Below are 25,393 nucleotides of genomic sequence, written 5' to 3' on the forward strand. Positions count from 1 at the left end.
CGATCGAAACCGGCGCACAAGGCTCTGTCAACGGGGCGGCGCCTCGGCTATGCGTAGGGATCGCAAACGCGGACGCGGCAGCACCATGTTCGATCAGATCTACGCGCGCCGGCTCAAGGCCGACATGGAAACCTGGGTCGCCAACGGCTGGGTCGCGCCGGAGGGAGCGACCCGCATCCTCGCCTCGCTGGCCGCCGGCGACGGCCGCTCGCGCCTGCCGATGGCGCTCGCCGGCATCGGCGTCGTCTGCATGGCGCTGGCGCTCGCCGCCTTCATCGCCGCCAACTGGGATGCCATCCCGCGCGCGCTCAAGCTCGCCGGCATCGCACTTGCCGTCCTGCTCTCCCATGGCGCCGCCGCCTGGGCCGCCGATGCCGGGCGCAGGGGCATCGCCGATCTCGCCACCGCCTTCGCCACGCTGGTCTTCGTCGGCGGGCTGGCGCTGGTCGGCCAGATCTTCCATCTGCCCCAGGACTGGGCCGGAGGCGCGCTGCTCGTCTGCCTCGGCGCCATCGCGGCGGCCTGGCTCGCCGGCTCGCGCGCCGCGCTGGTGGTCGCCGCCGTCGCCGCCATCCAGTGGCAGACGATGCGCAGCGAACTGGGCGCCGAAACCCTCGTCGAAGGGCTGATCGGCTTCGCCCTGCTGGCCGCCGTCCTCGCCCATCCGCTCGTCCATCCCGCACGGCTGTCGCGCTGGGCGGCGCTGTCGCTGCTCTATGTCACCTTCGGCCGCTGGATCGTCGAGGGCGCCGACCGGCTCGACGACGCCGCGCTGGCCGCCGCGCTGCTCGGCTTCGCCGCCCTGTCGGCGGCCCTGGTGGTGTTCGGCGCGCTGCTCGAGCGCCGGCCGCGGGACGGCCGCGCCTCCGTCTTCGCCGGACCGGGCCTGCTGCTGCTGGCGCGCTCGGCCCAGGAACTGGCGATGGCGGTGCTGCTGCTGGCGGTGGTCGTCGCCCTTGTCGGAATCTCCGAGATCGGCGAGGCCTCGCTCGGAACGGCGCTTGCCGCCCCCGCCGTCGCCCTGCTGCTGGTTGCCGCCGTGCTCGGTTCCGGCATGTTGCTCGCCGCCGGTGCGCGCGAGGCGCGCCATCGCCTGACCGTCGGCGCCGTCGCCGCCTGTCTCGCCGCCGTGCTCGTCTCGCTCGCCGCCCCGCAGGCGATGATCCCGGCCGCCGCGCTGGCGCTCGGCGCCACTGTCGCGGTCAGCATGGCCGGCATCCTCGCCCATGTCTCGGCCTGGACGCTCGGCGGCCACATCGCCCTGACCGTGGTCGTGCTGTGGCTGCTCAGCGTGACCATCGGCACCCTGCTCGGCCAGGCGGTATTCTTCCTCGTCGCCGGGCTGGTGCTGATCGCCATGGCCCTCGTCACCGCCCGCAGCCTGCGCCGCGCGGCCGCGCGCAGGCAGGAGGACGTATCGTGAGCACCTCCGTCCTCGCCTCGCCCTGGCTGCGCTGGGGCCTGCTGGCACTGGTCCAACTCGGCCTGATCGCCGTACCGCTGGCCGAGCGGCTGACCATCCACGCCACCGGGCAGGAGGTGACGCTGGAGGTGCGCCCGGTCGACCCGCGCGACCTGCTGCGCGGCGACTATGTCATCATCAACCTGGCGATCGCGCACCTGGACGGCGACCTGCCGGGCCTCGATCGACGCCTGGAGGCAGGCGCGCGGGTCCATGTCGTCCTGGAAGCCGACGCCAACGGCATCCACCAGCCGACGGCAGTGCTCGACGCGGCACCGGCCGACGGACGCCTGGCAATCGCCGGCACGGTGGACTACGGCCGCGAGGCCGGCGCACCGCTTGCCGTCGACTACGGCCTCGACGCCTTCTTCGTGCCCGAGGGCGAGGGCCGGGCGATCGAGGAGATCGCGCCGGAGCGGATGCACCTGGTCGCCGCCGTCACCCGCGGCGGACGGTCGACCCCGCTGCGGCTTCTGGTCGACGGCAAGGCGATCGAGTCCGCCACCGGCTTTTGACCGTGCCGCCCGCTGCGGCTATGACGGCGCGGCCGGCGCCTGCCGGCGGCCCCTGCCCGCTCCAGAGCCCACGAAAGAAAAACACGCCATGACCGATCCCGCGCTCGACACCTTGCTGCTGCCGCTCGAGGCCGGCAACCTGGCGCTGCCTGCGGAGGGCCGCGCGCTGTTCCTGCGCGCGCGGGCCGGCCCGGCGCTCGGCCTCTTCCCGCGCGACCGGCTCGTCTGCGAACAGACCTTCGCGCCCGACCGCGACGCGCTTCTCGCCGCTGGCTGCGAGGTCGTAGAGGCGGCGGAGGGACGCTTCGCGCTCGTCCTCGTGCTGCCGCCGCGCCAGAAACAGGAGGCCCGCGCCCTGCTGGCACGGGCCGTGGACCTCGCCACCGACGGCGGCGTCGTGGTCGCCTGCGTGCCCAACACCGAGGGCGCGCGCGCCTGCGAGGCCGACCTCGCCACCCTGGCCGGTCCCGTGGACAAGCTGTCCAAGCACAAGTGCCGCGTGTTCTGGGCGACGGTCACGGAGCGGACTGTCGACGCCGCCCTGCTCGCCGACTGGCGCGTCCTCGACGCGCCGCGCGCGATCCTGGACGGCCGCTTCGTCAGCCGACCGGGCGTGTTCTCGTGGGACCATGTCGACCCGGCCTCCGCCCTGCTCGCCGAGCGGCTGCCCGCGACGCTCGCGGGACGCGGCGCCGACCTCGGCGCCGGTTTCGGCTATCTCGCCGCCGTGGTGCTGGACACGTGCCCGAAGGTCGCCGCCCTCGATCTCTACGAGGCCGAAAAACGGGCGCTGGACCTCGCCCGGGAGAACCTCGAATCCGTGGCGGCCGGCCGGGCGCTCGGCTTCCACTGGCAGGACGTCACGCGCGGCCTCAAGGGTCCTTACGACTTCGTCGTCATGAACCCGCCGTTCCACCACGGCGGCAAGGCGGACCGGGCCGACATCGGCCAGGCCTTCATCCGCGCCGCGGCCGGCGGATTACGGCCCGGCGGGTCGCTGTGGATGGTCGCCAACCGGCACCTGCCCTACGAGCGCACGCTCGGCGAGCTCTATGCCAGCGTCGACATGGTCGCCGACGAGGGCGGCTACAAGGTGCTCCACGCGGTCAAGGCGAGGCGGCAGGGATGAGGCTGGTCCGGCTGCTCGCCAACCTCGGCTACGGCACCCGCAAGGAAGTCGCGCTGGCCATCCGCAACGGCTGGGTGACCGACCGCGCCGGGCGCCCGCTGACGGCGGACGCCAGGACGCCGCACGAGGACATCCTGTTCGACGACGAGCCGCTCGACCCCGCCCCGGGCATGGTGCTGCTGCTCAACAAGCCGGTCGGCTACACCTGCTCGACCAAGGACCGGGGTCGGCTGGTCTACGACCTCCTGCCGGATCGGTTCCGCCTCAGGAAGCCGGTGCTGTCCACCGTCGGCCGGCTCGACCGCGACACCTCCGGCGCGCTGCTGTTCACCGACGACGGCGTCCTGCTGCACCGGATCATCGCGCCTAAATCGGAAGTGCCCAAGGTCTACGAGGCCGAACTCGACCGGCCGCTCAAGGGCGACGAGGCGGCGCAGTTCGCCTCCGGAACGCTGATGCTCGACGGCGAGGACAAGCCGCTGAAGCCGGCCGAACTGGAGGTGCTCGGCGAGCGGCGCGCCCGCCTGACCCTGCACGAGGGTCGCTACCACCAGGTCCGCCGCATGTTCGCCGCCACCGGCAACCACGTCACCGCCCTTGCCCGCATCCGCATCGGCGCCCTGACGCTGGACGGCCTGGCGGAAGGCACGTGGCGGCTGCTGGATGAGCGCGACGTCGCGAAGATATTCGCCCCGCCCTCCGGCAATGTCCCGCCGCCGGCGACGTGAGCCGCATGGCCGGATCTCTACTGACGCAGCGACGAACCCCGGCTCGCCGCCTCACCCTTCCGCTTCTTCCTTCAACATCTCCAGTTCCAGCCACTGCTCCTCGGCCGCGTCCTTCTCTTCCGTCAGCTTGGTGATCTCGGCGGAGAGCCTCGCGAACCTATCCGGGTTCCTGGAATAGAGATCGGGATCGGCCATGTCGGCCTGCAGCTTTTCCAGCTGTGCGTCCAGCTTCTCGATGGTTTCGGGCAGGGTCTTCAGCAGATGCTGCTGGGTGAACGACAGCTTGGCTTTCGCTGGCGGTCTGGCGGCGGGCGCCGCGACATTCTTCGCGGGTTTCGAAGCGGCCTGCCTGTCCACCTTGCGGGCAGTGACGCCCTCGCCGCGCTGGGCGAGCATGTCGGAATAGCCGCCGGCGTATTCCGTCCACCGGCCGCCGCCTTCCGACACGATCACCGAGGTCGCGACGCGATCGAGGAAATCGCGGTCGTGGGACACGACCAGCGCCGTGCCGTCGTAGTCGCCGAGCAGGTCCTCGAGAAGGTCGAGGGTCTCCAGGTCGAGGTCGTTGGTCGGCTCGTCGAGCACCATCAGGTTCGACGGCGTGGCGAGCGCGCGGGCGAGCATCAGCCGCGCCCGCTCGCCGCCCGACAGCACGCCGACCGGCGTGCGCGCCTGTTCGGGCGCGAACAGGAAGTCCTTCATGTAGGACATGACGTGCTTGGTCTCGGCGCCGAGCACCACCGTGTCGCCGCGCCCGCCGGTCAGCACGCTGGCCAGCGTGTCGTCGGGATTGAGCTTCTCGCGCTTCTGGTCGAGGGTGACCATCTGCAGGTTGGCGCCGAGCCGGACGCTGCCCGTGTCGGGGGCGAGTTCGCCGATCAGCATCTTCAGCAGCGTCGTCTTGCCCGCGCCGTTGGGGCCGATCAGGCCGATGCGCTCGCCGCGCTGGATGCGGGTCGAGAAGCCGGACACGACCGGCCGGCCGTCGTAGGCCATGGCGATGTCCTTGGCCTCGATGACCAGCTTGCCGGAGGTCTCGCCCTCTGTCGCCGCCATCTTCGCGCTGCCCTGGGGGCCGCGGTGGGCGCGTTTCTGTTCGCGCAGCGCCGCCAGTTCGCGCACCCGGCGCATATTGCGCTTGCGCCGGGCGGTGACGCCGTAGCGCATCCAGTGCTCTTCCATCTTGATCTTCTGGGCGAGCTTCTGCTGGTCGCGCTCCTCCTGCTCGAACACCTCGTCGCGCCAGGCCTCGAAATGGGCGAAACCCTTGTCCAGGCGCCGCGACGTGCCGCGGTCGATCCACACCGTGGCGCGCGACAGGATCTCCAGGAAGCGTCGGTCGTGCGAGATCAGCACGATCGCCGACCTCAGTCCCCTGAGTTCGTCTTCCAGCCATTCGATCGCCGGCAGGTCGAGGTGGTTGGTCGGTTCGTCGAGCAGCAGGATGTCCGGCTCGGGCGCCAGCGTGCGCGCCAGCGCAGCCCGGCGCGCCTCGCCGCCGGACAGGGTTTCAGGCGCCTCCCTGCCGGTCAGGCCGAGCACGTCGAGCAGGTACTGGCCGCGATAGGGGTCGTCGCCCGGCGCCAGGCCGTCGTTGACATAGTCGAGCGTCGTCGCGAAACTCGACAGGTCAGGTTCCTGCGGCAGGTAGCGGATGGTCTTGCCCGGCTGCACGAAGCGCTCGCCCCGGTCCGGCTCGACCATGCCGGCGGCTATCTTGAGCAGCGTCGACTTGCCCGAGCCGTTGCGCCCGACCAGGCACAGGCGGTCGCCCTCGGAGACGGTGAGGTCGGCGCCAGTCAGCAGCGGCGTCGCGCCGAAGGTCAGGTGAATGTCGCGCAGGATCAGGAGCGGTGGGGCCATGGGGTCCGGACAAGGGTCAAGGAATGCACGAAGGTTCGCCGTCCTCCGGCAGCGGGCCGGTGGGTTTCCGGCGGGTTTCCGGCGCCCGTCAGGACGGTCTTCGCAGCCCTTTTAGCCCGCCTAGACGCCGATTTCATCCCTTTTGAGGAGGCGACAGCGGCTCATCCGGCGTTCCGGCCGAACACCCTCTGGTGGATAAGCGGGGCGAACAGCAGGATGTTCCCCGCGATGTGGTCGGTGACAAGTTGCCGACAGAGCTCCGGATCGCCGCTCTCCAGACCGCGGATGATCTCGGCATGAGGGTCGGTCTGCATGTCCTTCCAGAGGATATGTCCCCTGGTCCTGGAGATCGTGTAGCGGTGCAATTGCAGCAGCACCCGCGCCAGCAGCGGCTCCAGGTTGGGCAGGCCGGCGAGATCGAACACGCGCAGATGGAACACACGATCGATCTCGGTGAGCATGAACACGTCGCCGCTGTCGCGGAACCTGTGGTACTCGACGATTGAGCGGGTGAGGAAATCGCGGGAGTCGGGGTCGAGACGTCCGCAGGCCCGCGCGATTCCGGCGCATTCCAGATCGACGCGCAGACGGACCAGCAGTTCGGCCTCGTCGTCCGTCGTTCGCGTCACATAGGTGCCCTGATAGCCGTTGCGGCAGACCAGTCCGTCCTGCTCCAGACGCAGCAGCGCCTCGCGAACCGTGCCCTGGGAACAGCCGTGGTCCTGGGCCAGCGCCTGTTCGGTGACAATGCTGTCGCCGGAGAGCAGACCGAGAACGATCTTCCGCTTGAGGCAAGAATAGATCTGGGCCGACTTGCGTCCGCTCTCGATCGGAAAGACGGTGTGCAGGCTCGGGGCGGGGGCACTCATGATTGTGTGGCTCGACCTTTCGATGGCGGGCAATCCTTGCGGACGGATCTGCCCGCCGGCTCGGGAGAGGCAGTGCGCAGCCGGGGCAAATGCGGGGCGCGGGCGTGGGACGAAGGACCTGACCGATCTCCTACACAAGTCTTTCTTGCCGCTGAATACGTTATATACCCAATAGACCCGGTAATTCTTTCTTGTTGAGTAGTGTATACACGCTCCGAACCCACCTCGGCATGCCGAGCTACATGTTGAAACTTCAGCGCAAAGACGAACTTTTCGCTCCCCCAAACAGAACACGGAGCGGCTGGGGGAGATCTAATAAAATTTTCGCGAGCGGCGCGGCGCTACGCCTAAAGTCTACTCCGCTCCATGACCCTCAGCCAGTTTTCACTGGCAATTTTACGGATGAGCGGTTCGCCGTAGTCGGCACGCCGGAACGCGTCGATCAGGGTCGGCAGGCCGGACACGTCCTTCAGCGCCCCTGGGACGAGACAGCCGTCGAAATCCGACCCGAAGCCGACGTGATCCTCGCCCATCCGCGCAATCAGGTGGTCGGCATGGCGCACGATGGTCTCCAGCGGCGTGTCGGTGCTGTGCCGGCCGTCCTCGCGCAGGAAGGCGACATGGAAGTTGAGCCCGACCAGCCCGCCGCGCTCCGCGATCGCGTCAAGCTGCCGGTCGGTGAGATTGCGCGCACTGGGGCATAAGGCATGCGCGTTCGAATGGGACGCGATCAGCGGCCTGTCGGATATCTCCGCCACATCCCAAAATCCGCGCTCGGTGATGTGTGACAGGTCGATCAGGATTCCCATGGCATCGCAGCGCCGGATCAGCTCCCGCCCGAGGTCGGTCAATCCACCGCCCGTGTCCGGCGACGACGGAAACGCCATCGGCACGCCGTCGGCGAAGATGTTCTTCCGGCTCCAGACCGGACCGATCGACCGCAGCCCCGCGGCATGGAGGATATCGAGGGCCGCGAAGTTCGGGTCGATCGCCTCCGCGCCCTCGATGTGCAGCACCATCGCGAGTTGCCCCGCAGCCATGCAGGCGCGGATATCGGCGGACGAGCGGGCGATCCGGACCTCGCCTGCGGAGGCAGCCTCGATGCGCAGAGCGCGCGCCATCAGCCGCAGCGTGTAGTCGAGCGCCTCAGCCTGGGAGATTCCGGCGAAGGCACGCGGGTCGTCGGGACCGAGCGTGCGGGAGAAGTCCAGGTCGCGGACAGACGGCACGAACATCGCGAACAGGCCGCCGGCGAAGCCGCCGGCACGCGCCCGTGGCAGGTCGATGTGATCGTGATCGGCAAGCGCGAAGAACGACCGCTCCCTGGCCGTACCGGCGCGCATCTCGAGCCTGAGCAGGGTGTCGTTGTGACCGTCGAATACGGGCACGAGGGGAGCGGATGGGTCGGTCATCGGCACGAAGAGCCTCGAGGATGGGAGGGACGTCGGGGCCCTGCGGCCCGGCGAAACGCGGGGGACGCCAGTGTGTCACCGGCCGCAGCGCCCTGGCAAGCGGGCCAGGCGACGTGGCCTGTGGCCGGTTTGCTGCGCAGGCGTTCAATTGGCTGCGAGCGGCCGGTTCGGTGTTGCATTTTTAAGGATTCTCGGCGCTAGAGTGACACGAACCGGCACGATTCGGTTTGAGATTTGAACAGGTGGTTCGATGGCCGCGCCGACTGATACGACCATGCATTTTTCAGCACTCCCCATCTCCCGCCGCGCGCTTCTGGGCGGCGCGGGAGCGACGCTGGCTCTCACGCTGGCGGGCTGCAACACGGTCGGCCTGCACGACCAGCCGCCACTGCCGGACGAGCGCTTCGACTATGACCTTGCCTATGCGGCGCGCAAGGACGGCGACTTCGACATCCCGGCCATCAACTACAAGGCGTTCGACCGTCGTTACTGGCGTCAGGTGGTCGACTACGAGAACCGGGAAATACCGGGCACCATCGTCGTCGACCCGCAGAACAAGTTCCTCTACTGGATCCTGTCCCGCCGCAAGGCCCTGCGCTACGGCATCGGCGTCGGCAAGGCGGGCTTCGCCTGGTCGGGCGACGCGGTCATCCGCATGAAGCAGGAGTGGCCGGTCTGGCGGCCTCCCAAAGAGATGATCGCGCGCCGGCCGGAGCTGGCCAGATACGGCGACGACGGCATGGAAGGCGGGCCGAAGAACCCGCTCGGCGCCCGGGCGCTCTATCTGTGGCAGGGCAACGTCGACACGCTCTACCGGATCCACGGCACCAACGAGCCGTCGAGCATCGGCAAGAACGTCTCCAGCGGCTGCATCCGCATGTGGCACCAGGACGTGATCGATCTCTACGCACGCGTTCCGATGAACACCAAGGTGATCGTGCTCGGCGGCGACGGAACCACGCCGGCCTGACGGCGACGGGCCGAAGCCGGAACCGGAATCGGACCATGAAGGCGCCCGGCCCACCGCCGGGCGTGTTGCGTTGGACCCTGGGTCCTCACGCGCCGCCGAGCGGCGGAAGCGCGACGTCCGTCACGATCGCGCCGAAATGGCAGATGGCGGCCGCCAGCACGAAACCATGCCAGATCGCGTTCTGGAACGGCAGCGACTTCCAGGCATAGAACATGGTGCCGACGGAATAGAGCAGGCCGCCGGCGATCAGCAGCCAGAAGCCGAGGTTGGACGCATTGGTGATCAGCGGCTTGTAGGCGAACACGATCACCCAACCGAGCGCGAGACAGAGGGGCACGGTCAGCTTGTCGAAGCGCTTGAGCCGGATCAGCTTCAGCGTCGCCCCGATCAGGGCTCCGATCCAGACCACCGTCAGGACGACGCCGCCCGGCCAGCCGCCGATCACCATCGTCGCGAACGGGGTGTAGGTGCCGGCGATCATGAGAAAGATCGCGGCATGGTCCAGCCGGCGGAAGATGCTGTCATGGTTGTTCTTGGCCAGCACGTTGTAGAGCGCCGAGCAGACCAGCATCAGCATCAGGCAGGCGGCATAGATCATCACGCTCGCCACGCGGCCGGCCTCCGGGTTCGGAAACAGCAGGATCATCAGGGCAATCGTCGCCGCAAGGCCAAGGCCTATGCCGATCACATGCACGGCGCCGTCTGCGATCCGCTCGGCTGATGTCTGGTCTCTCATCGTCCCTCGAAGACTGAAAGGGGTGTAACGGAGACTCTGCCAGCTTGAAACGGACAGGACAACCTGTGCCGTCGCGTCACAGGGCAATGCCGGGATGGATCGCGCCGCCGGGTCACCGGTGGCGACCCGGCGCGCTCGCCGGCCTATGTGCTATGCAGGGTGGCGTCGATCATGCTTTTCTGCGGGCTACGAGGCAGCATGATCTGGCTGCCTCGCATACTGTTCGGATCGGCGCCATGACCACCAGAAACACCAGCTTCTTCCGCGAACTCCTGACCTCGATCGCCGAGCAAGGACGGCAGTTCCTAGACCCGCGCCGCAACCGCGAAAGCGGCGAGACGCCCGTGGTCGACCTGTGCGAGGCGCTCCTGTCCGGCCGCGGCGAGGCGTCGGGCGTGGCGCTCGCCGGCGACGTGCTGGCGGGCTACCGAATGCTCGCCCGTGCCGGACGGGCAGCCTTCTTCACGGCGCTCCTGACCCGCTTCGGGGCGGACATCGCCGAAGTCTCCGAGGTCGCCGATGCTTTGCGCATCGATCCGGGCAACCTGACCTTGCTGCGCCGCCTACACGACGTCTCGGAACCGCGCCGGCAGGAATTGATCCGACGCCTGAACCTGGCTCCCGGCGGCACCAGGGCCCTGGTCGACATGCGTGCCGACCTGCTGGATCATCTCGCAGAGCACCCGGACCTGCGCGAGGTCGACCGGGATTTCGAGCACCTGTTCTCGTCCTGGTTCAACCGGGGCTTCCTGGTCATGCAGCGCATCGACTGGTCGACGCCCGCCGCCATCCTGGAGAAGATCATCCGCTACGAGGCGGTGCACGAGATCCGCGACTGGGACGACCTGCGGCGGCGGATCGACGTCCAGGACCGGCGGCTCTATGCCTTCTTCCACCCGGCACTGGTCGACGATCCGCTGATCTTCGTCCAGGTGGCGCTGACCCGCGACATGCCGGCCGCGATCGCGCCGATTCTGGCGGAACAGCGCGACCAGTTGCGGGTCGACGAGGCCGCGACGGCGGTCTTCTACTCGATCACGAACTGCCAGAAGGGATTGCGGGGGATTTCCTTCGGCAACTTCCTGATCAAGCAGGTGGTCGAGGAACTGCGCCGCGCGCTGCCGGGCCTGAAGACATTCGTGACCCTGTCGCCGGTTCCCGGCTTCGCACGCTGGCTCGAAGGCCAGCTTGCCTCGGACGACAGCCCCGCGGCCGGGATGCTGTCGCAGGAAGCGCGGGCGCTGCTGGCCGCCCCATCGTGGCCGGAGCACGCGGACGCTTCATTGCGCGAGCCCCTGACCGCGCTCGGCGCCCATTACCTGCTGCGCGAGAAGGACGGTCGCGGACGGCCGATCGATCCGGTGGCGCGCTTCCACATCGGCAACGGCGCCCGGCTGGAACGCGTCAACTGGCGCGGCGATCTGTCCCCGAACGGGCTTGCCCAGGCGCATGGCCTGATGGTCAACTATCTTTATGATCTGAAGTACATCGAGAAGAATCACGAGGCCTTCGCGGCCACGGGTGCGGTTGCGGCAAGCTCCCAGGTGACGAAGCTGGCGCGCGCCATACCCGAGACGAGACAACCGGTGCCGATGGACACGAAATGACCAATCATCTCTACTCCGAGATCCGCTCGGCGATGCCGCATCGAGCCAAGACCTTCCTCGAAACGCCTGAGGGTAGGATCCTGACCTATGGCGATGTCGAGACCTTGTCCGGACAGGTCGCCAATGCGCTCGCCGCCCTCGGCGTCGCGCCGGGCGACCGGGTCGCCGCGCAGGTGGAAAAGACGCCGGAAGCCCTGATGCTCTATCTCGGCACCGTGCGTGCCGGTGCGGTGTTCCTGCCGCTCAACACCGCCTACACGCCGGCGGAAATGGACTATTTCATCACCGATGCCGAACCCGCCGTGGTGGTCTGCGGTCCCGACCGGAGGGCGGCGCTGGAAGCCTCCGCGGCCAGGGTCGGCGCGCGGGTCGAGACGCTCGACGCCGACGGGGAGGGCTCACTGCGTCGGGCGATCGACGACGCCGATCCGCAGTTCCCGGATGTCGCGCGGGACGCCGACGATCTGGCGGCTATCCTCTACACCTCGGGCACCACCGGGCGTTCCAAGGGCGCCATGCTCTCCCACGAGAACCTGACCTCCAATGCCCGCACACTGGTGAAATACTGGCACTTCTCGGCCGATGACGTGCTGCTGCACGCGCTGCCGATCTTCCACACCCACGGCCTGTTCGTCGCCACCAACACGCTTCTGCTCGCTGCCGGCTCGATGCTGTTCCTGCCCAGGTTCGATCTCGACGCCGTGCTCGAGCTCCTGCCGCGGGCGACCTCGATGATGGGCGTGCCGACCTTCTACACCCGGCTTCTCGGGTCGGCGGAGTTCACCCGCGACCTGGTCGCGCACATGCGGCTGTTCATTTCCGGATCGGCGCCGCTCTCCGCCGAAACGCACAAGGAATTCAGTGCCCGCACCGGCCATGCCATCCTCGAACGCTACGGCATGACCGAAACCAACATGAACACGTCCAACCCCTACGAGGGCGAGCGCCGCGCCGGCACGGTCGGTTTCCCGCTGCCGGGCGTCGGCGTCCGGATCGCAGATCCGCACACCGGGCGCGAACTGCCGGCCGGCGAGGTCGGCATCATCGAGGTCAAGGGGCCGAACGTGTTCCAGGGTTACTGGCGCATGCCGAAGAAGACGGAGGAGGAGTTCCGCACCGACGGCTATTTCGTCACCGGCGACATGGGTCTCGTCGACGAGCGGGGCTACGTCTCGATCGTCGGCCGGTCGAAGGACCTGATCATCTCCGGCGGCTTCAACATCTATCCGGCGGAGGTCGAGGCGCTGATCGACGAGATTCCTGGCGTGGCGGAAAGCGCGGTCATCGGCGTGCCGCATCCCGACTTCGGCGAGGGCGTGGTGGCGGTGGTGGCGCCGCGGCCGGGAGCGAGGCTCGACGAAGGCGCCGTGATCGGCGCACTTCAGGACCGGCTCGCCCGTTTCAAGCAGCCCAAGAGGGTCGTCGTCGTCGACAGCCTGCCGCGCAACACCATGGGCAAGATCCAGAAGAACGCCTTGCGCGAAACCTATGCCGATGTCCTGTCGGCTTGAACCAGATTTCCTGTGGCGAACCGGCCTTTTACCCGCCGCCCCGCCGGGTCGGCCTTGTGACCTTGGCAGCGAATCGCGGATTCTCCCGCGTCGTACGAGCGACGAGACGGACGAGGGTGTAGCGCGGACGCCTGGCCGGACGGACCAAGCCACGCGGACGCAGCGGAACTGGGAATGACGGTCAGCATCGATATCGGCGAAATGGCGGGCGGGGCACGGGCCGGGCTCGATCTGGAGGAACTGCTGGCAACGCGCCTCCTGGTGCAGGGCAACTCCGGATCCGGCAAGTCGCATCTGCTGCGCCGCCTGCTCGAACAGTCGGCGAGCTGGGTGCAGCAGGCGATCATCGATCCGGAGGGCGATTTCGTCAGCCTAGCCGACAGGTTCGGCCATGTCGTCGTCGATGCGGTCGGCACCGAACGCGACCTGCAGATGATCGCCGCGCGCGTGCGCCAGCACCGGGTGTCGGTCGTGCTCAACCTGGAAGGGCTCGACGCCGACCGGCAGATGAAAGCCGCCGCCGCCTTCCTCGACGGACTGTTCGAGGCCGACCGCGACCTCTGGTACCCGATGCTGGTCGTCGTCGACGAGGCTCAGCTGTTCGCACCGGCAGCCGCCGGCGAGGTCAGCGAGGAGGCCCGCCGGCGCTCGCTCGGGGCCATGACCAACCTGATGTGCCGCGGCCGCAAACGCGGCCTTGCCGGCATCATCGCCACCCAGCGTCTGGCGAAACTGGCCAAGAACGTCGCGGCGGAAGCCTCCAACTTCCTGATGGGGCGGACGTTTCTCGACATCGACATGGCGCGTGCGGCCGATCTGCTCGGCATGGAGCGGCGCCAGGCGGAAACGTTCCGCAACCTCGACCGCGGCCATTTCGTAGCCCTCGGCCCGGCGCTGTCGCGCCGTCCGGTACCGATCCGCATCGGGCCCGTCGAAACGGTCGGGCGCGGCGGCGGACCCAAGCTGACGCCGCTGCCCGAACAGCCGGCCGAAGACGCCAAGGACCTGATCTTCACGCCGTCCCCCGACGAGGCGGTGCGCATCCGCCCGCGCGCGCCCGAGCCTGTCTCGACCGCCGAGGTGCTCAGCAGGCTTTCGTCTGCCGGCACCGGCCGCACCGTCGCACCGGCGGAGCCCGAGCCGGAGATAGATTTGGCCGGGCGTGACGCCGCCATCGACGAAATCCTGGCCGAGATCCTGGCGGAACCGGAGGCCGCGTTCCAGCCGACCGCCGCGCTCTACCAGGACTTCCAGGTCCGCTGCCGCATCGCCAAGCTGCCCGGCGGCGTTCCGGATCTGGCAAGCTTCCGCGAAAAACTGTCGGTCGCCCGCGCCGGGGTCGACAGCGGCGAGATCGACACCACCGACTGGGAGCGGGCGGCGCTGATCGCCGGCGAACTGCCCGAGGACATGCGCGGCGTCTACCTGCTGCTGGCCAAGGCGGCGCTCGCCAAGGCGCCCTGCCCGCCGAACGCCGAGATCGCCAAGGCCTACGGCACGCGCTCGCCGGGACGCGCCCGCTGGCTGCTGGCGCATATGGAGGAACGGGGCTTCCTGGTCTGCGCCACGGACCTGCGTGGCAACCGCATCGTCACCCTGACCGACCTCGGCTGGCAGACCGCGCCCGGAGACGCCGAGGCCGCCTGAGGGCTGCGTCGGGTTCCGGCCAACGTGTCCTGCTTCCGTCCCGAATCTCTCCGGCCCGTGTCCGGAAACCATCCGACGCCGGTCAAGCCTGTGCGATGCCGGCAAGGATGTCCGCAAGACCCTTCGGGTCGGCGTCGAAGGGCGAGTGGCTGGTCGCCATGACGTGGACGCGGGTCGCATTGCCCATCGCCGCGTCCGTCAGCGCGATCATCTTCTTCTGCCCCGCCGGCGTCACCGCACGGTCCTGCGTGCAGTGGATGTAATGGCGCGGCACGGTGCCGAAGCGCTCGCGGGTCACCGACGAGGGCACGAGCGTCACCTGGGCCGGCTCGTCGCAGTGGAAGTGCGCGATCGCCTTGCCGAACATCTCCTCGCCGACGTCACCGGCGTAGGCCTCGCGCAGGCGCGCGCGGTAGTCCGGATCCTCGGAGCGGAAGTCGACGCGCATGGCGCCGATCGCCGGGGGATCGGCGAAGAACAGCCCCGGCACCAGCGCCTCCTTCATCGAGTCGTCCCGGATCATGGCGACCGGCGGCATGCCCGGCGGCAGCAGGAAGGCGCCGATGTAGACCGCCGCCGAGATCAGTTCCGGCACCCGTTCGACCACATGGGAGACGGTGGCACCGCCGAGCGAGTGGCCGGCGATGGCGACCTTTCCGCCGCATTTCTCCGCCGTCTCGCGCACCTTGCCGATGACGAAGTCGGTGCGCTCGTCCTGGGTGACGCCGGCGTTCGGCGACGGCTCGGCGGCAAAGGCCTGCCTGTCCAGCGGCCGGACAATGTAGGACGCCGGCAGCCTGGCGTTGACGCCCGCACCCGGCATGTCGAACACGGTGGTGACGATGCCGCGGTCGTGCAGGTGCGGCAGGACGTGGTCCCAGGTCTCGTGGTTGTGCCAGGCGCCGTGAACGAAAACCAAACCGGGCATGCGTGCGACCATGACGTCCTCCTCTGATGTCGGACGGACTGTAGCCGAGCCCGCCGGAACGGGAAAACGGAAACCACGCCGCACGCAAGGCGGCTTGATCGGCCCGGCCGCATCCTCTAGCACTTTGCCATGACCATCGCCCTGTTCTCGCCGCTCAGCCTGCGCTCCGTTACGCTGAAGAACCGCATCGCGGTCTCGCCCATGTGCCAGTATTCAGCCGGCGACGGCTTCGCCACCGACTGGCACCTCGTCCATCTCGGCAAGTTCGCGCAGGGCGGCGCCGGGCTTGTCTTCACCGAGGCGACCGCCGTCTCGCCGGACGGCCGCATCACCCACGGCGATCTCGGCATCTGGTCGGACGACCGCGCCGCCGCGCTCGCCCGCATCACCGCCTTCCTGCGCGCCCAGGGCGCGGTGCCGGCGATCCAGCTCGGCCACGCCGGGCGCAAGGCGTCGATGCAGCGGCCCTGGTTCGGCAACGCCGCGCTGAGCGAGGCGGACCGGGCGCGCGGCGACGTCGCCTGGGACATCGTCGCGCCTTCCGCCTTGCCCGTCGCCGACGGCTGGCTGACGCCGCGCGCAATGACGCCGGCCGACATCGCGCGCACCGTCGAGGACTTCGCCGCCGCGGCCCGGCGCGCCGCCTGGTGCGGCTTCGACGTCGCCGAGATCCACGCCGCCCACGGCTACCTGCTGGCGAGCTTCCTGTCGCCCGTGTCCAACCGGCGCACCGACGGCTACGGCGGCGATCGCGCCGGCCGCGCGCGCGCCCTGTTCGAGACGGTGGAGGCCGTGCGCGCCGCCTGGCCCGCGGACAAGCCGCTGTTCGTGCGCATCTCCGCCGTCGACGGGGCGCCCGACGGCTGGACCCTCGACGACAGCGTCTGGCTCGCCGGCGAACTCGCCCGGCTCGGCGTCGACGTGATCGACTGCTCCTCGGGCGGCATCTCGGGTCCCGCCACCGCCGGCCGCACGCCGCCGCCCGGCTTCCAGGTACCCTATGCGGCGCGCATCCGCGCCGAGACCGGCCTCCTGACCCAGGCCGTCGGCCTGATCACCGAGCCGGCGCAGGCCGCCGCCATCGTCGCCGAGGGCAAGGCCGACATCGTCGCGCTCGGCCGCGAGATCCTGTCCGATCCTAACTGGCCGCTCCATGCAGCGGACGCCCTCGGCGCCGAGTCCGCGTTCGAGTCCTGGCCGCAGCAGTACGGCTGGTGGCTCGCCAGGCGGCGCGCGACGACCGGGCGCCACTGAGAGAGCGAGGGCCAGAGCGCTTTCCAATCAAGCGGACCCGCTTGCTCGACAAGACTATGCTCTAGCGCCGTCCCGCCGCCGATCACTCCGTGTGCACGATCTCTCGGGTCTCGCGGAAGCGGATGTCCGGGTTCTTCTCGCCGACATAGTTCACTTCCCAGCCGCTCTTGAACAGGAACACCGGCTTGTCGTCGCGGTCGTTGGCGACCGACATGCGGTTGGCCTCGATGAACTTGGAAAGCTTCTGCGGATCGTCGCATTCGATCCAGCGCGCCGTGGTATAGGGCACGGTCTCGAAGCCGATCTCGGTGCCGTATTCCGCCTTCAGCCGGTCAACGACGACGTCGAGCTGCAGCATGCCGACGACGCCGACGATCCAGTTGGAGCCGAGGTCGGGCTTGAAGATCTGCACCAGTCCCTCCTCCGCGAGATCCTGCAGACCCTGGCGCATCTGCTTGACGCGCATGGTGTCGGACAGGCGCACGCGGCGCAGCACTTCCGGCGCGAAGGCCGGCAGGCCGGTGACGTGGATCTCCTCGCCTTCGGTCAGCGTGTCGCCGACGCGCAGCTGGCCGTGGTTGGGCACGCCGATGACGTCGCCCGGATAGGCTTCCTCGGCGATCTCGCGCTCCTCGGCGAAGAAGAAGATCGGCGCGGTGACGGCGATGGTCTTGCCGGCGCGCACGTGCTTGAGCTTCATGCCGCGCCGGAAGGTGCCCGAGCACAGGCGCACGAAGGCGATGCGGTCGCGGTGCTTGGGGTCCATGTTGGCCTGCACCTTGAAAACGAAGCCGGTGACGGCCTTTTCGTCCGGCATGATGCGGCGCCCGCCGGTGGCCGGCTGGGAATGGGGCGGCGGCGCATGGTCGGCGATGAAATCGAGCAGTTCCTCGACGCCGTAGTCGCGCAGGGCGGACCCGAAGAACACCGGCGTCAGGTGGCCTTCCAGGAAGGAATCCCGGTCGAAGGCGGCGTAGCCCTCGCTGCCCAGTTCGACGTTTTCGGTCAGTTCCTCCATGACGCGATCGAAGACCGTTCCGGTCAGGATCGGATCGTCGAGGCCGGAGACGTCCCTGGTCTGGCGGAACGGGCCGCCGCGCTCGCCCTCGCTGGTGTAGAACCGGTTCACCCGGGGATCGTAGACTCCGAAAAAGTCGGAGCCCATGCCGACCGGCCAGGTCTGCGGGCTGACGTCGAGCGCCAGCGCCTCCTGGATCTCGTCAAGGATCTCCAGCGCGTGCCGGCCCTCGCGGTCGATCTTGTTGACGAAGGTGATGATCGGGATGTCGCGGAGCCGGCACACCTCGAACAGCTTGCGTGTCTGCGTCTCGATGCCCTTGGCGGCGTCGATGACCATGATGGCCGCGTCGACGGCGGTCAGCGTGCGGTAGGTATCCTCGGAAAAGTCCTCGTGGCCGGGCGTGTCGAGCAGGTTGTAGACGATGCCGTTCCGCTCGAAGGTCATCACCGAGGACGACACCGAGATGCCGCGTTCCTGCTCGATCTTCATCCAGTCGGAGCGCGCGCGCCGCTGCTCGCCCCGCGCGCGCACCGCGCCGGCGGCCCGGATCGCGCCGCCCGACAGCAGCAGCTTCTCGGTCAGCGTCGTCTTGCCCGCGTCTGGATGCGAGATGATGGCGAAGGTGCGCCGCTTGAGATAGGGCGCGGCCGCGGCGCCGGCGGCGCGCGAGGGCGCTTCGAGGGTGGTCATGCTGCCTCCAGTTCCGGGCGCGCCGGCGCCTGCCGCATGCGGGCGCAGGCCGATCCGCGGAAGAGGTCCGGCGCGCGCGGCAGGCCGCGGCAGGCATGGGGTGGTTCCTTTTGGCCAAGGACATAGTCAGGATCGGTGCCGATTGCCAGCGGAGATTTGACTGCTGCCGCACCGGTGTTCCGGCCACCCTTGCGCCGGCGCACGCGCCGCGCCATCCTCGCACCGCCCGACAGCCGAAAGGTAGCCCCTCCCTTGACCTTGCGTGCGGCCGTGATCGCCGGCCTGCTCCTGTTCCCGCTCACCGCCGTCGTCCTGCTCGCCATGGGCCGCCCACCGCTCTGCCCCTGCGGCACGGTGCTGCTGTGGACGCCGGCGGACAACGTCGCGGAGAGTTCGCAGCACATTGCCGACTGGTACGCGCCCTCGCACGTGGTGCACGGGCTGCTGTTCTACTTCGGCCTGTGGCTGGTGCTGCGCAGCCGCCCGCGCCCCGAACTCGGCTTCTATGCGCTCGCCATCGAGGCGGCCTGGGAGATCCTGGAGAACACGCCGATCGTGATCGAGCGCTACCGCGAGGCGACGCTGGCCATGGGCTATGCCGGCGACAGCGTCATCAATTCGCTGTTCGACCTGGTCTGGACGGTTTTCGGCATCCTGATCGCCATGCGCGCGCCGGTGTGGTTGTCGGTCACCCTCGCTATCGCTCTGGAACTGGTCGCGCTGTGGGCGATCCGCGACAATCTCGCGCTCAACGTTCTGATGCTGCTGTGGCCGATCGAGGCGATCAAGGCCTGGCAGCTCGGCGCGCCGGGCTGAGGCGGCGCGCCCGAGCGTCGTCGACGATGTCAGGACGCCTTGCGGAACACGTCGTACCAGCGCCGCGGCCGGCGCACCTCGGCGCGTTCCAGCACCTCGGCGGCGAACATCTCTGCGTTCTCACGCGCCTTGTCGAGGTTGGTGACGGTCTTCGGGTCGAGGTTGGCCAGCCCGCCGCCGAATTCGAACATGTCGCGGTAGGCCGCGCGCTCGACGATGGGCGTCAGCAGCACGTCGATGCCGCTCACCGCCAGATGGTCCTGCACCGCTTTCAGCGCCCGCGTGGTGACCGCCGCATTGGTGCGCGTCAGCGCCACGCAGTGGCGGATGTCGTGGCGCACGACCTGCTCCAGCTTGGCGATCAGGCGGATGATCTTGGCGCCGCCACGGGCGTCCATACACGAGCCCTGGATCGGCACGACGACCAGGTCCGACACGCTGATCGCATTGGCGACCATCAGGTTCTCGGTGCCTTCCAGGTCGACGATGACATAGTCGACCTGCCGGGTGGCGTCCAGGATCTGGTCGGTGATGGTCGCCGGAGTCAGCTGGCTCTGCACCTCGATGTTGGGATGCCGGCCGGGCAGGTCGGACCAGGTCGAGATCCAGCGCTGCGGATCGGCGTCGAAGATGATGACTGTCTTTCCCCGTTCGGCGACTTCTGTCGCCAGCAACAGCGCCGCGGTGGTCTTTCCGGCTCCGCCTTTGGCGTTTGCGAAGGAAATTACGGGCATGGGCGTCTCTCCTGGATCGAAAACCGGCGGCGTTCTGCTTTCGGCCTTGTCGCAGGCGAGTGTCAGTAAATTATGGTTAACAAATCCATAATACCGATTTTTTCTATTTAGCATCCAATATTCACCGAAAAAACTACCTATGCTTTTTCTGAGATCATGTCACTTTTAACGATGCTCTTTTGACGAAATAGGGACAGTCCTGCGCCGCGCGCCGCCGGCTCAAGGTCCGTCCACGGCGGCAAGGCGAACGCGGTGCGTAACGCCGGCGCCGGCGCGCTGAGCGTTTGCGTCCGCCGGGGGGCTTTTGTAAGACTTTTGAGCCGACGATGCCCCGGTCCCAGCGAAAGGACGACGCGACATGCCCCTCCGCTTCCCGTCCGCCCTTGCGGTCCTTGCCGCGCTCGTGCTCGGCCTTGCCGGCGGCGGTCGGGCCGAGGCCAACGGCCTGCCGTCGTACAAGGACAGCCTGTTCGCCTATCCGAAGATCCTCGCCTCGCATTACGGCGGCGACTTCCTGGTGGTCGAATACGTCAAGCAGCGCGACCTGCACCAGCGCGACAAGGAGCCGGAGCGCGAGGTCTGGGGCAACTATGTCTCCTACCACCCGCGCAGTTCGCAGACCGACCTGGAGATCTCCGCCAACGGGCGCAAGGTGAAGTTCATGGCCGTCGGCAAGACCGGCGGCGGCGCGCGCATGGTGGTGATCTACATCCACGGCCAGGGCGGCAACCGCTTCCAGGGCATGAACGACGTCACCTTCGGCGGCAACTTCAACAGGATCAAGAACCTGATGTCGCGCAACGGCGGCGTCTACCTGTCGGCCGAGTTCGCCGATTTCGGCCCGCGCGGCACGGAGGACGTCAAGGCCCTGATCCGGACCTATGCGGCCAACTCGCCGGGCGCGCCGATCATGGTCGCCTGCGGCTCAATGGGCGGCATCCTGTGCTGGAACCTGCTCAAGGACGGCTCGGCCGCGCGCCTGCTGTCTGGCGTGCTGTTCTTCGGCTCGCCGAAGGACGAGGCGTTCCTGTCGAGCGCCACGCTGAGCGATCGCGCCCGTCACGTGCCGATCTATCTCGGCCACGGCAGTTCGGACGAGGTCTACGACTGGGAGGGGCAGGCGCGCTTCTTCGAGGCGATCAAGAAGCGCGCGCCGTCCTATCCGGTCAAGTTCACCCTGTTCGACACCGGCACCCACGGCACACCGATACGCATGACCGACTGGCGGCTGGTGCTGAACTGGATGCTGGCGCAGCGCTAGCGGCGGGGACGGCGGCCCCTGCCCGTTCAGCCCTGCAGCACGATGACGTCGCGCGGCGACAGGCTGACTTCGATGCTGCTGCCCACGGTCGGCGGCGGCTGGTCGACGCGATTGAACGTGTCGAGCGCCACCCTGGTGCCGGCGATGTCGATGCGAAGGCGGATGATCGAGCCCATGAAATGGACATCCTCGATGGTCGCCGGCAGGACCGCCTCGCAGCCGTCGTAACGGCCCAGATGCAGCGCCTCGGGCCTCAGCGCGATCGCGAGGCTGTCGCCGGCGCGTCCGTCGAGCCCGCCCCCGGGCAGGGTCAGCGGCACGCCGGCGAGGCTGACGACGCTACGGTCCGCGTCGTCGATGCGGGCCTGGAAGGTGTTGAGCGTGCCGACGAAATTGGCCACAAAACGGGTCGCCGGGCGGTTGTAGATCTCGAACGGCACGCCGACCTGCTCGGCCACACCGCCGTTCATGACCACGATCCGGTCCGACATCGACAGCGCCTCTTCCTGGTCGTGGGTGACGAAGATCGTCGTGATGCCGAGTTCGCGCTGGATCTCGCGGATCTCCGCGCGCAGGCTGACGCGGATCTTGGCGTCCAGCGCCGACAGCGGTTCGTCGAGCAGCAGCACGCGCGGGCGCGGCGCCAGGGCGCGCGCCAGCGCGACGCGCTGCTGCTGGCCGCCCGACAGCTGGAACGGATAGCGGCCGCCGAGATCGGGCAGACCGATCAGCTTGAGCATTTCGGCGACCCGGGCGTCGGTCTCGGCGCGCTTCATGCCCTTGACCTTGAGACCGAAGGCGACGTTCTGCGCGACCGTCAGGTTGGGGAACAGCGCATAGGCCTGGAACACCATGCCGATGTTGCGGGCATTGGCCTTGACCCTGGTGACGTCCTGATCGGCGATCTCGATCGCACCGGAACTCGGCGTCTCGAAGCCCGCCACCATGCGCAGCACGGTCGTCTTGCCGCAGCCCGACGGGCCGAGCAGCGAGACGAACTCGCCGGCCTCGACCGACAGGGAGAAGTCCTTGACGACGGTCAGCGCGCCGAACGACTTGCGGAGATTCTTGAGATCGAGAAAGGCCATCAGCGTTGGACCCGCATGTGTCTGGAGAACCGGGTGGCCAGCTGGATCAGCGCCATGCAGGCCCAGGTGATGGCGAAGGCGATCACCGCGAGCGCCGCCGGTTCGTAGGCGCGGTTGGCGCCCAGAAGTTGCATGAACGGCCCGAAGGCCGGGCGGTTCAGCAGCGCCGCCATGGTGAATTCGCCGATGACGATGGCGAAGGTCAGGAACGCGCCCGACAGGACCGCCACCATCACGTTGGGCAGGATGACGCGCGCGAGGATGGTCACCCAGCCTGCGCCGAGGCTCTGCGCGGCCTCGGTCAGGGTGGCGACGTCGATGGTGCGCAGGCCGGTGTCGACGGCGCGGTACATGTAGGGCAGCGCCAGCGTGGCATAGCCGAACATCAGCAGCAGGTTGGTACCGGTGACGCTGCCGGTCAGCGGCAGGAACGATGAGGTGTTGTAGAGCCGGATGTAGCCGAAGACGACGACGATGGCCGGGATCACCAGCGGCAGCAGGGTGATGAACTCGATCCACGGCCGGGCGGCCGGCAGCTTCAGGCGCACCCAGAAGGCGGTCGGCACGACCAGCAGCACGCCGAAGACGATGGTCGCCAACGCCATCACCACGGAATAGGTGAAGGTCGCCTGGAAGCGCGGATCGGCCAGCACGACGGCATAGGCGTCGAGCGAATAGACGCCGCGCCGCATCTTGAGGCTGAACTCGGTCATGCCGACCAGCGGCAGCGCGAAGAAGACGCAGCCGAGCAGGAGCGTCCCCCAGGCGAAGAAACGGGTCATTTGAGCCACCTTTCGCTGCGTACCCGCAGCCAGATGTAGAGGCCGTTGGCCAGGGCGGTGATCACGATCATGCCGAAGGCCAGGGCGTAGCCCAGATGCGGGTCGCCGAGCACGTCGCCGCGGATCTGCGCGAACAGCTTGATCGGCACGATGTTGAGCTGCGGCCCGGTCAGCGCGAAGGCCGTCGCGATCGCGCCGAAGGAATTGGCAAACAGCAGCGCGAAGGTACCGAGCAGCGAGGGGAACAGGATCGGCAGGGCGACCATGCGCCAGTACTGCGCGCCGGTGGCGCCGAGGATCGCGGCGGCCTCGCGCCATTCGCGCTTCAGCCCGTCGAGCGCCGGAGCGATGATGAGGATCATCAACGGGATCTGGAAGAACAGGTAGACGACCACGAGGCCCCAGAAGGACAGCAGGTTGAAGCCGAGGGCACGCAGGTTGATCCCGAACTCGGCGCGCAGCCAGACGGTCACGAGGCCGACCGGGCCGAGCGTGGCGAGAAAGGCGAAGGCCAGCGGCACGCCGGCGAAGTTCGATGCCACGCCGGAGAAGGTCATCAGCGGTCCGCGCACCTGCTGCGGCAGCTTGCCGAAGATGACGGCGGCGGCCATGGCGAAGCCGACCAGGCAGCCGAGCGCTGCGGTGATCAGGCTGAGCTGGATCGAGACCACATAGGACGAAATGATCGACGGCGTGTTCAGCCCGCGCAGGTTGTCGAGGGTGAAGCTGCCGTCGGGTGTCTGGAAGGCCCCGACGACGATCTTCATCGTCGGCAGGATCAGGAACAGCAGCGCGAACAGCGCAAACGGCAGAAGTCCCAGCCAGTTGAGATTGACGTGCCGCGACGTCCCTCGCGAATCCATGCTCATCGGGCGGTGTCCCTGTCGGCCGGCGGCGAAGGCTCCGCCGCATCTGGTCCGCGGCGGGCTCGACAGCCGGCACGGACGTTGCGGCTGCCCCGGCGTTCCGCCGGGGCAGCCGTTTCCAGTCCCCGGAGGGCCTTACTGCACGTTGGCGCCGACGACCGAGTCCCAACCGGAGACGACGGCGTTCTTGTTGGCGTCCTGCTCCTCGACGGTCGGGAAATAGGCCTTCTCGTACGGCTCCGCCGGCGGCAGCGCGTCGAGCAGGTCCTGCGGGACCTTGCCCTGCGCGACCATCGTGTTGAAGCGCGCGGTGTGGCAGTAGCCCTTGACGTAGCCGTTCTGGCCCTCGTCGGAGAAGATGTGCTCCATCCACAGCTTGGCGGCGTTGGGATGCGGCGCATAGGCGCTGATCGCCTGGACATAGACGCCGGCGAGCGTGCCCTTGGTCGGCACGGTGACCTCGACTGGCGGGTTGCCGGCGAGCGTGTCGCGGGCGGCCAGGGCGTTGTAGTCCCACATCACCATGATCGGCGTCGTGCCCTGGGCGAGGGTGCCGGCCTTGGCGATCACCGGAACGAAGTTGCCGGCGGCGTTGAGTTCTTTGAAGAACTGGAGGCCGGCCTCGCCCGAGGCCGTTCCGGCGGCGGCGCCGCGCGCCATGCCGGCGGAGAGAACGCCCAGGATGGCCTGGTTGGAGGCCCGCGGATCGCCGGCGAGCGCGACCTGGCCGGCGTACTCGGGCTTCAGCAGGTCTTCCCACTCGGTCGGGACGTTGTCGACCAGGTCCGTGTTCACGGCAAAGGACATCACGCCGTAATAGGCGCCGTAATAATAGCCGTCGGCGTCCTTCACGGCATCCGGGATCTCATCCCACACGGAGACCTTGTACGGCTGGACCAGGCCCTCGGCCTTGGACTGCGGGCCGAAGGACAGGCCGATGTCGATGACGTCGGGGGCCTGCGGGCCCTTGTTGTCCTTGTTGGCGCGGATCGCTTCCAGTTCGTCGGCCGACCCGGCGTCCGGGTTCAGCTCGTTGACGGTCAGGAACGGATACTTGGCCTTGAAGGAGGCGATGATGTCGCCATAGCCGCACCAGTCATGCGGCAGGGCGATGGTGGTCAGCATGCCTTCCGCCTTCGCGCCCTCGATGAGTTCTTCCATCGTCTGGGCCGAGGCGGCGGAAACGCTCAGCAGGGCAACGAGGCTGGTCGTCGCCACAAGGTTCAATCTGATGTTCATTCGCTTCTCCTGGGTTGGCCGATGTCCCCGCACCGGCTCGTGTTTATTCCGTTTGCGCGCGCCGCCGGCCAGATAGGTCGGCAATGCTGCCATTGGCCGGCACCGTCGAGGCAGGAGCCGACTGCAGGCCCTCCGCCACAAGCCGATCTGGCTCTCCCGGTCGGCCGGCCCCATGCAGGAGCAGCGGCGATGCCGGCAGACGTCGTCAGGCGCGAAACACCCACCCTCGCCTTTCTGGCGCCACGTCCTCGAGGCCTTCGACAAC

At 68.4% G+C, this 25,393-nt stretch carries 22 protein-coding genes; 11 read left to right on the forward strand and 11 right to left on the reverse strand.

Going from position 1 to position 25,393, the window contains the following annotated elements; genetic code table 11:
• Positions 1-85: 85 nt before the first annotated feature.
• The 4 genes from SL003B_RS15470 to SL003B_RS15485 all read left to right on the forward strand — a co-directional run bounded on the left by SL003B_RS15470 (position 86) and on the right by SL003B_RS15485 (position 3,834).
• Positions 86-1,423: a DUF2157 domain-containing protein gene (locus tag SL003B_RS15470; protein ID WP_013653799.1), complete on the forward strand. Its 1,338-nt coding sequence runs from the start codon at positions 86-88 to the stop codon at positions 1,421-1,423.
• Positions 1,420-1,977, forward strand: coding sequence for a GDYXXLXY domain-containing protein (locus SL003B_RS15475; protein ID WP_013653800.1), 558 nt, complete (start codon positions 1,420-1,422; stop codon positions 1,975-1,977). The genes SL003B_RS15470 and SL003B_RS15475 overlap by 4 nt, the downstream gene beginning before the upstream one ends.
• Positions 1,978-2,065: 88 nt before the next feature.
• Positions 2,066-3,106 carry a class I SAM-dependent methyltransferase gene (locus SL003B_RS15480; RefSeq protein WP_013653801.1) on the forward strand — a complete coding sequence of 347 codons (1,041 nt, stop codon included), beginning with the start codon at positions 2,066-2,068 and terminating at the stop codon, positions 3,104-3,106.
• On the forward strand, positions 3,103-3,834 hold the full coding sequence (locus tag SL003B_RS15485) for a pseudouridine synthase (protein WP_013653802.1): 732 nt from the start codon (positions 3,103-3,105) through the stop codon (positions 3,832-3,834). Before SL003B_RS15480 ends, SL003B_RS15485 begins: the two co-directional genes overlap by 4 nt.
• 51 nt (positions 3,835-3,885) lie before the next feature.
• Here SL003B_RS15485 and SL003B_RS15490 read toward each other — a convergent pair whose 3' ends face one another.
• From SL003B_RS15490 to SL003B_RS15500, 3 genes are all read right to left on the reverse strand, one after another.
• Positions 3,886-5,697, reverse strand: coding sequence for an ABC-F family ATP-binding cassette domain-containing protein (locus SL003B_RS15490; RefSeq protein WP_013653803.1), 1,812 nt, complete (start codon positions 5,695-5,697; stop codon positions 3,886-3,888).
• Positions 5,698-5,858: 161 nt separating this feature from the next.
• Positions 5,859-6,566 carry a GntR family transcriptional regulator gene (locus tag SL003B_RS15495; protein ID WP_013653804.1) on the reverse strand — a complete coding sequence of 236 codons (708 nt, stop codon included), beginning with the start codon at positions 6,564-6,566 and terminating at the stop codon, positions 5,859-5,861.
• Between the two features lie 347 nt (positions 6,567-6,913).
• The gene (locus SL003B_RS15500; RefSeq protein ID WP_041375582.1) at positions 6,914-7,978 is read right to left on the reverse strand and encodes a dipeptidase; all 1,065 of its coding nucleotides are present in this window, start codon (positions 7,976-7,978) and stop codon (positions 6,914-6,916) included.
• Positions 7,979-8,228: 250 nt separating this feature from the next.
• Here SL003B_RS15500 and SL003B_RS15505 point away from each other — a divergent pair, with 250 nt between their 5' ends.
• The gene (locus SL003B_RS15505; protein ID WP_148259328.1) at positions 8,229-8,948 is read left to right on the forward strand and encodes a L,D-transpeptidase; all 720 of its coding nucleotides are present in this window, start codon (positions 8,229-8,231) and stop codon (positions 8,946-8,948) included.
• An 85-nt stretch (positions 8,949-9,033) separates the two neighbouring features.
• On the opposite strand, the gene trhA is transcribed toward SL003B_RS15505, so the two are convergent.
• Positions 9,034-9,684, reverse strand: a complete 651-nt coding sequence (gene trhA / locus SL003B_RS15510) for a PAQR family membrane homeostasis protein TrhA (RefSeq protein WP_013653807.1) — start codon at positions 9,682-9,684, stop codon at positions 9,034-9,036.
• A gap of 236 nt (positions 9,685-9,920) precedes the next feature.
• Here trhA and SL003B_RS15515 point away from each other — a divergent pair, with 236 nt between their 5' ends.
• The 3 genes from SL003B_RS15515 (at position 9,921) to SL003B_RS15525 (ending at position 14,449) form a co-directional block, all read left to right on the forward strand.
• A complete protein-coding gene (locus tag SL003B_RS15515) occupies positions 9,921-11,291 on the forward strand; it encodes a malonyl-CoA decarboxylase (RefSeq protein ID WP_013653808.1) in 1,371 nt (456 codons plus the stop codon).
• On the forward strand, positions 11,288-12,802 hold the full coding sequence (locus SL003B_RS15520; protein ID WP_013653809.1) for a malonate--CoA ligase: 1,515 nt from the start codon (positions 11,288-11,290) through the stop codon (positions 12,800-12,802). Before SL003B_RS15515 ends, SL003B_RS15520 begins: the two co-directional genes overlap by 4 nt.
• Positions 12,803-12,976: 174 nt before the next feature.
• The gene (locus tag SL003B_RS15525) at positions 12,977-14,449 is read left to right on the forward strand and encodes a helicase HerA domain-containing protein (protein WP_013653810.1); all 1,473 of its coding nucleotides are present in this window, start codon (positions 12,977-12,979) and stop codon (positions 14,447-14,449) included.
• 82 nt (positions 14,450-14,531) lie between these two features.
• Here the strand turns inward: SL003B_RS15525 and SL003B_RS15530 are convergent, their stop codons facing one another.
• Positions 14,532-15,389, reverse strand: coding sequence for an alpha/beta fold hydrolase (locus SL003B_RS15530; RefSeq protein ID WP_013653811.1), 858 nt, complete (start codon positions 15,387-15,389; stop codon positions 14,532-14,534).
• 117 nt (positions 15,390-15,506) lie between these two features.
• On the opposite strand from SL003B_RS15530, the gene SL003B_RS15535 reads away from it, so the two are divergent.
• Entirely contained in the window at positions 15,507-16,631 is a 1,125-nt protein-coding gene (locus tag SL003B_RS15535) for an NADH:flavin oxidoreductase/NADH oxidase (protein ID WP_013653812.1), read from the forward strand.
• A gap of 82 nt (positions 16,632-16,713) precedes the next feature.
• Here SL003B_RS15535 and SL003B_RS15540 read toward each other — a convergent pair whose 3' ends face one another.
• Positions 16,714-18,342: a peptide chain release factor 3 gene (locus SL003B_RS15540; RefSeq protein WP_013653813.1), complete on the reverse strand. Its 1,629-nt coding sequence runs from the start codon at positions 18,340-18,342 to the stop codon at positions 16,714-16,716.
• A 252-nt stretch (positions 18,343-18,594) separates the two neighbouring features.
• Between SL003B_RS15540 and SL003B_RS15550 the strand changes: the two genes are divergently transcribed.
• A complete protein-coding gene (locus SL003B_RS15550; RefSeq protein ID WP_013653815.1) occupies positions 18,595-19,158 on the forward strand; it encodes a DUF2585 domain-containing protein in 564 nt (187 codons plus the stop codon).
• A gap of 29 nt (positions 19,159-19,187) precedes the next feature.
• Here SL003B_RS15550 and SL003B_RS15555 read toward each other — a convergent pair whose 3' ends face one another.
• Positions 19,188-19,892, reverse strand: coding sequence for a ParA family protein (locus SL003B_RS15555; protein WP_041375583.1), 705 nt, complete (start codon positions 19,890-19,892; stop codon positions 19,188-19,190).
• A 358-nt stretch (positions 19,893-20,250) separates the two neighbouring features.
• Between SL003B_RS15555 and SL003B_RS15560 the strand changes: the two genes are divergently transcribed.
• A complete protein-coding gene (locus SL003B_RS15560) occupies positions 20,251-21,153 on the forward strand; it encodes a phospholipase (protein WP_013653817.1) in 903 nt (300 codons plus the stop codon).
• A 26-nt stretch (positions 21,154-21,179) separates the two neighbouring features.
• On the opposite strand, the gene SL003B_RS15565 is transcribed toward SL003B_RS15560, so the two are convergent.
• From SL003B_RS15565 to SL003B_RS15580, 4 genes are all read right to left on the reverse strand, one after another.
• Positions 21,180-22,241: an ABC transporter ATP-binding protein gene (locus SL003B_RS15565; RefSeq protein WP_013653818.1), complete on the reverse strand. Its 1,062-nt coding sequence runs from the start codon at positions 22,239-22,241 to the stop codon at positions 21,180-21,182.
• Positions 22,241-23,023, reverse strand: coding sequence for an ABC transporter permease (locus tag SL003B_RS15570; protein WP_013653819.1), 783 nt, complete (start codon positions 23,021-23,023; stop codon positions 22,241-22,243). The genes SL003B_RS15565 and SL003B_RS15570 overlap by 1 nt, the downstream gene beginning before the upstream one ends.
• The gene (locus tag SL003B_RS15575; RefSeq protein WP_013653820.1) at positions 23,020-23,892 is read right to left on the reverse strand and encodes an ABC transporter permease; all 873 of its coding nucleotides are present in this window, start codon (positions 23,890-23,892) and stop codon (positions 23,020-23,022) included. The genes SL003B_RS15570 and SL003B_RS15575 overlap by 4 nt, the downstream gene beginning before the upstream one ends.
• A gap of 132 nt (positions 23,893-24,024) precedes the next feature.
• Positions 24,025-25,128: an ABC transporter substrate-binding protein gene (locus tag SL003B_RS15580; RefSeq protein WP_013653821.1), complete on the reverse strand. Its 1,104-nt coding sequence runs from the start codon at positions 25,126-25,128 to the stop codon at positions 24,025-24,027.
• Between the last annotated feature and the right edge of the window lie 265 nt (positions 25,129-25,393).

The organism is Polymorphum gilvum SL003B-26A1, from assembly GCF_000192745.1.
GTDB lineage: Bacteria > Pseudomonadota > Alphaproteobacteria > Rhizobiales > Stappiaceae > Polymorphum > Polymorphum gilvum.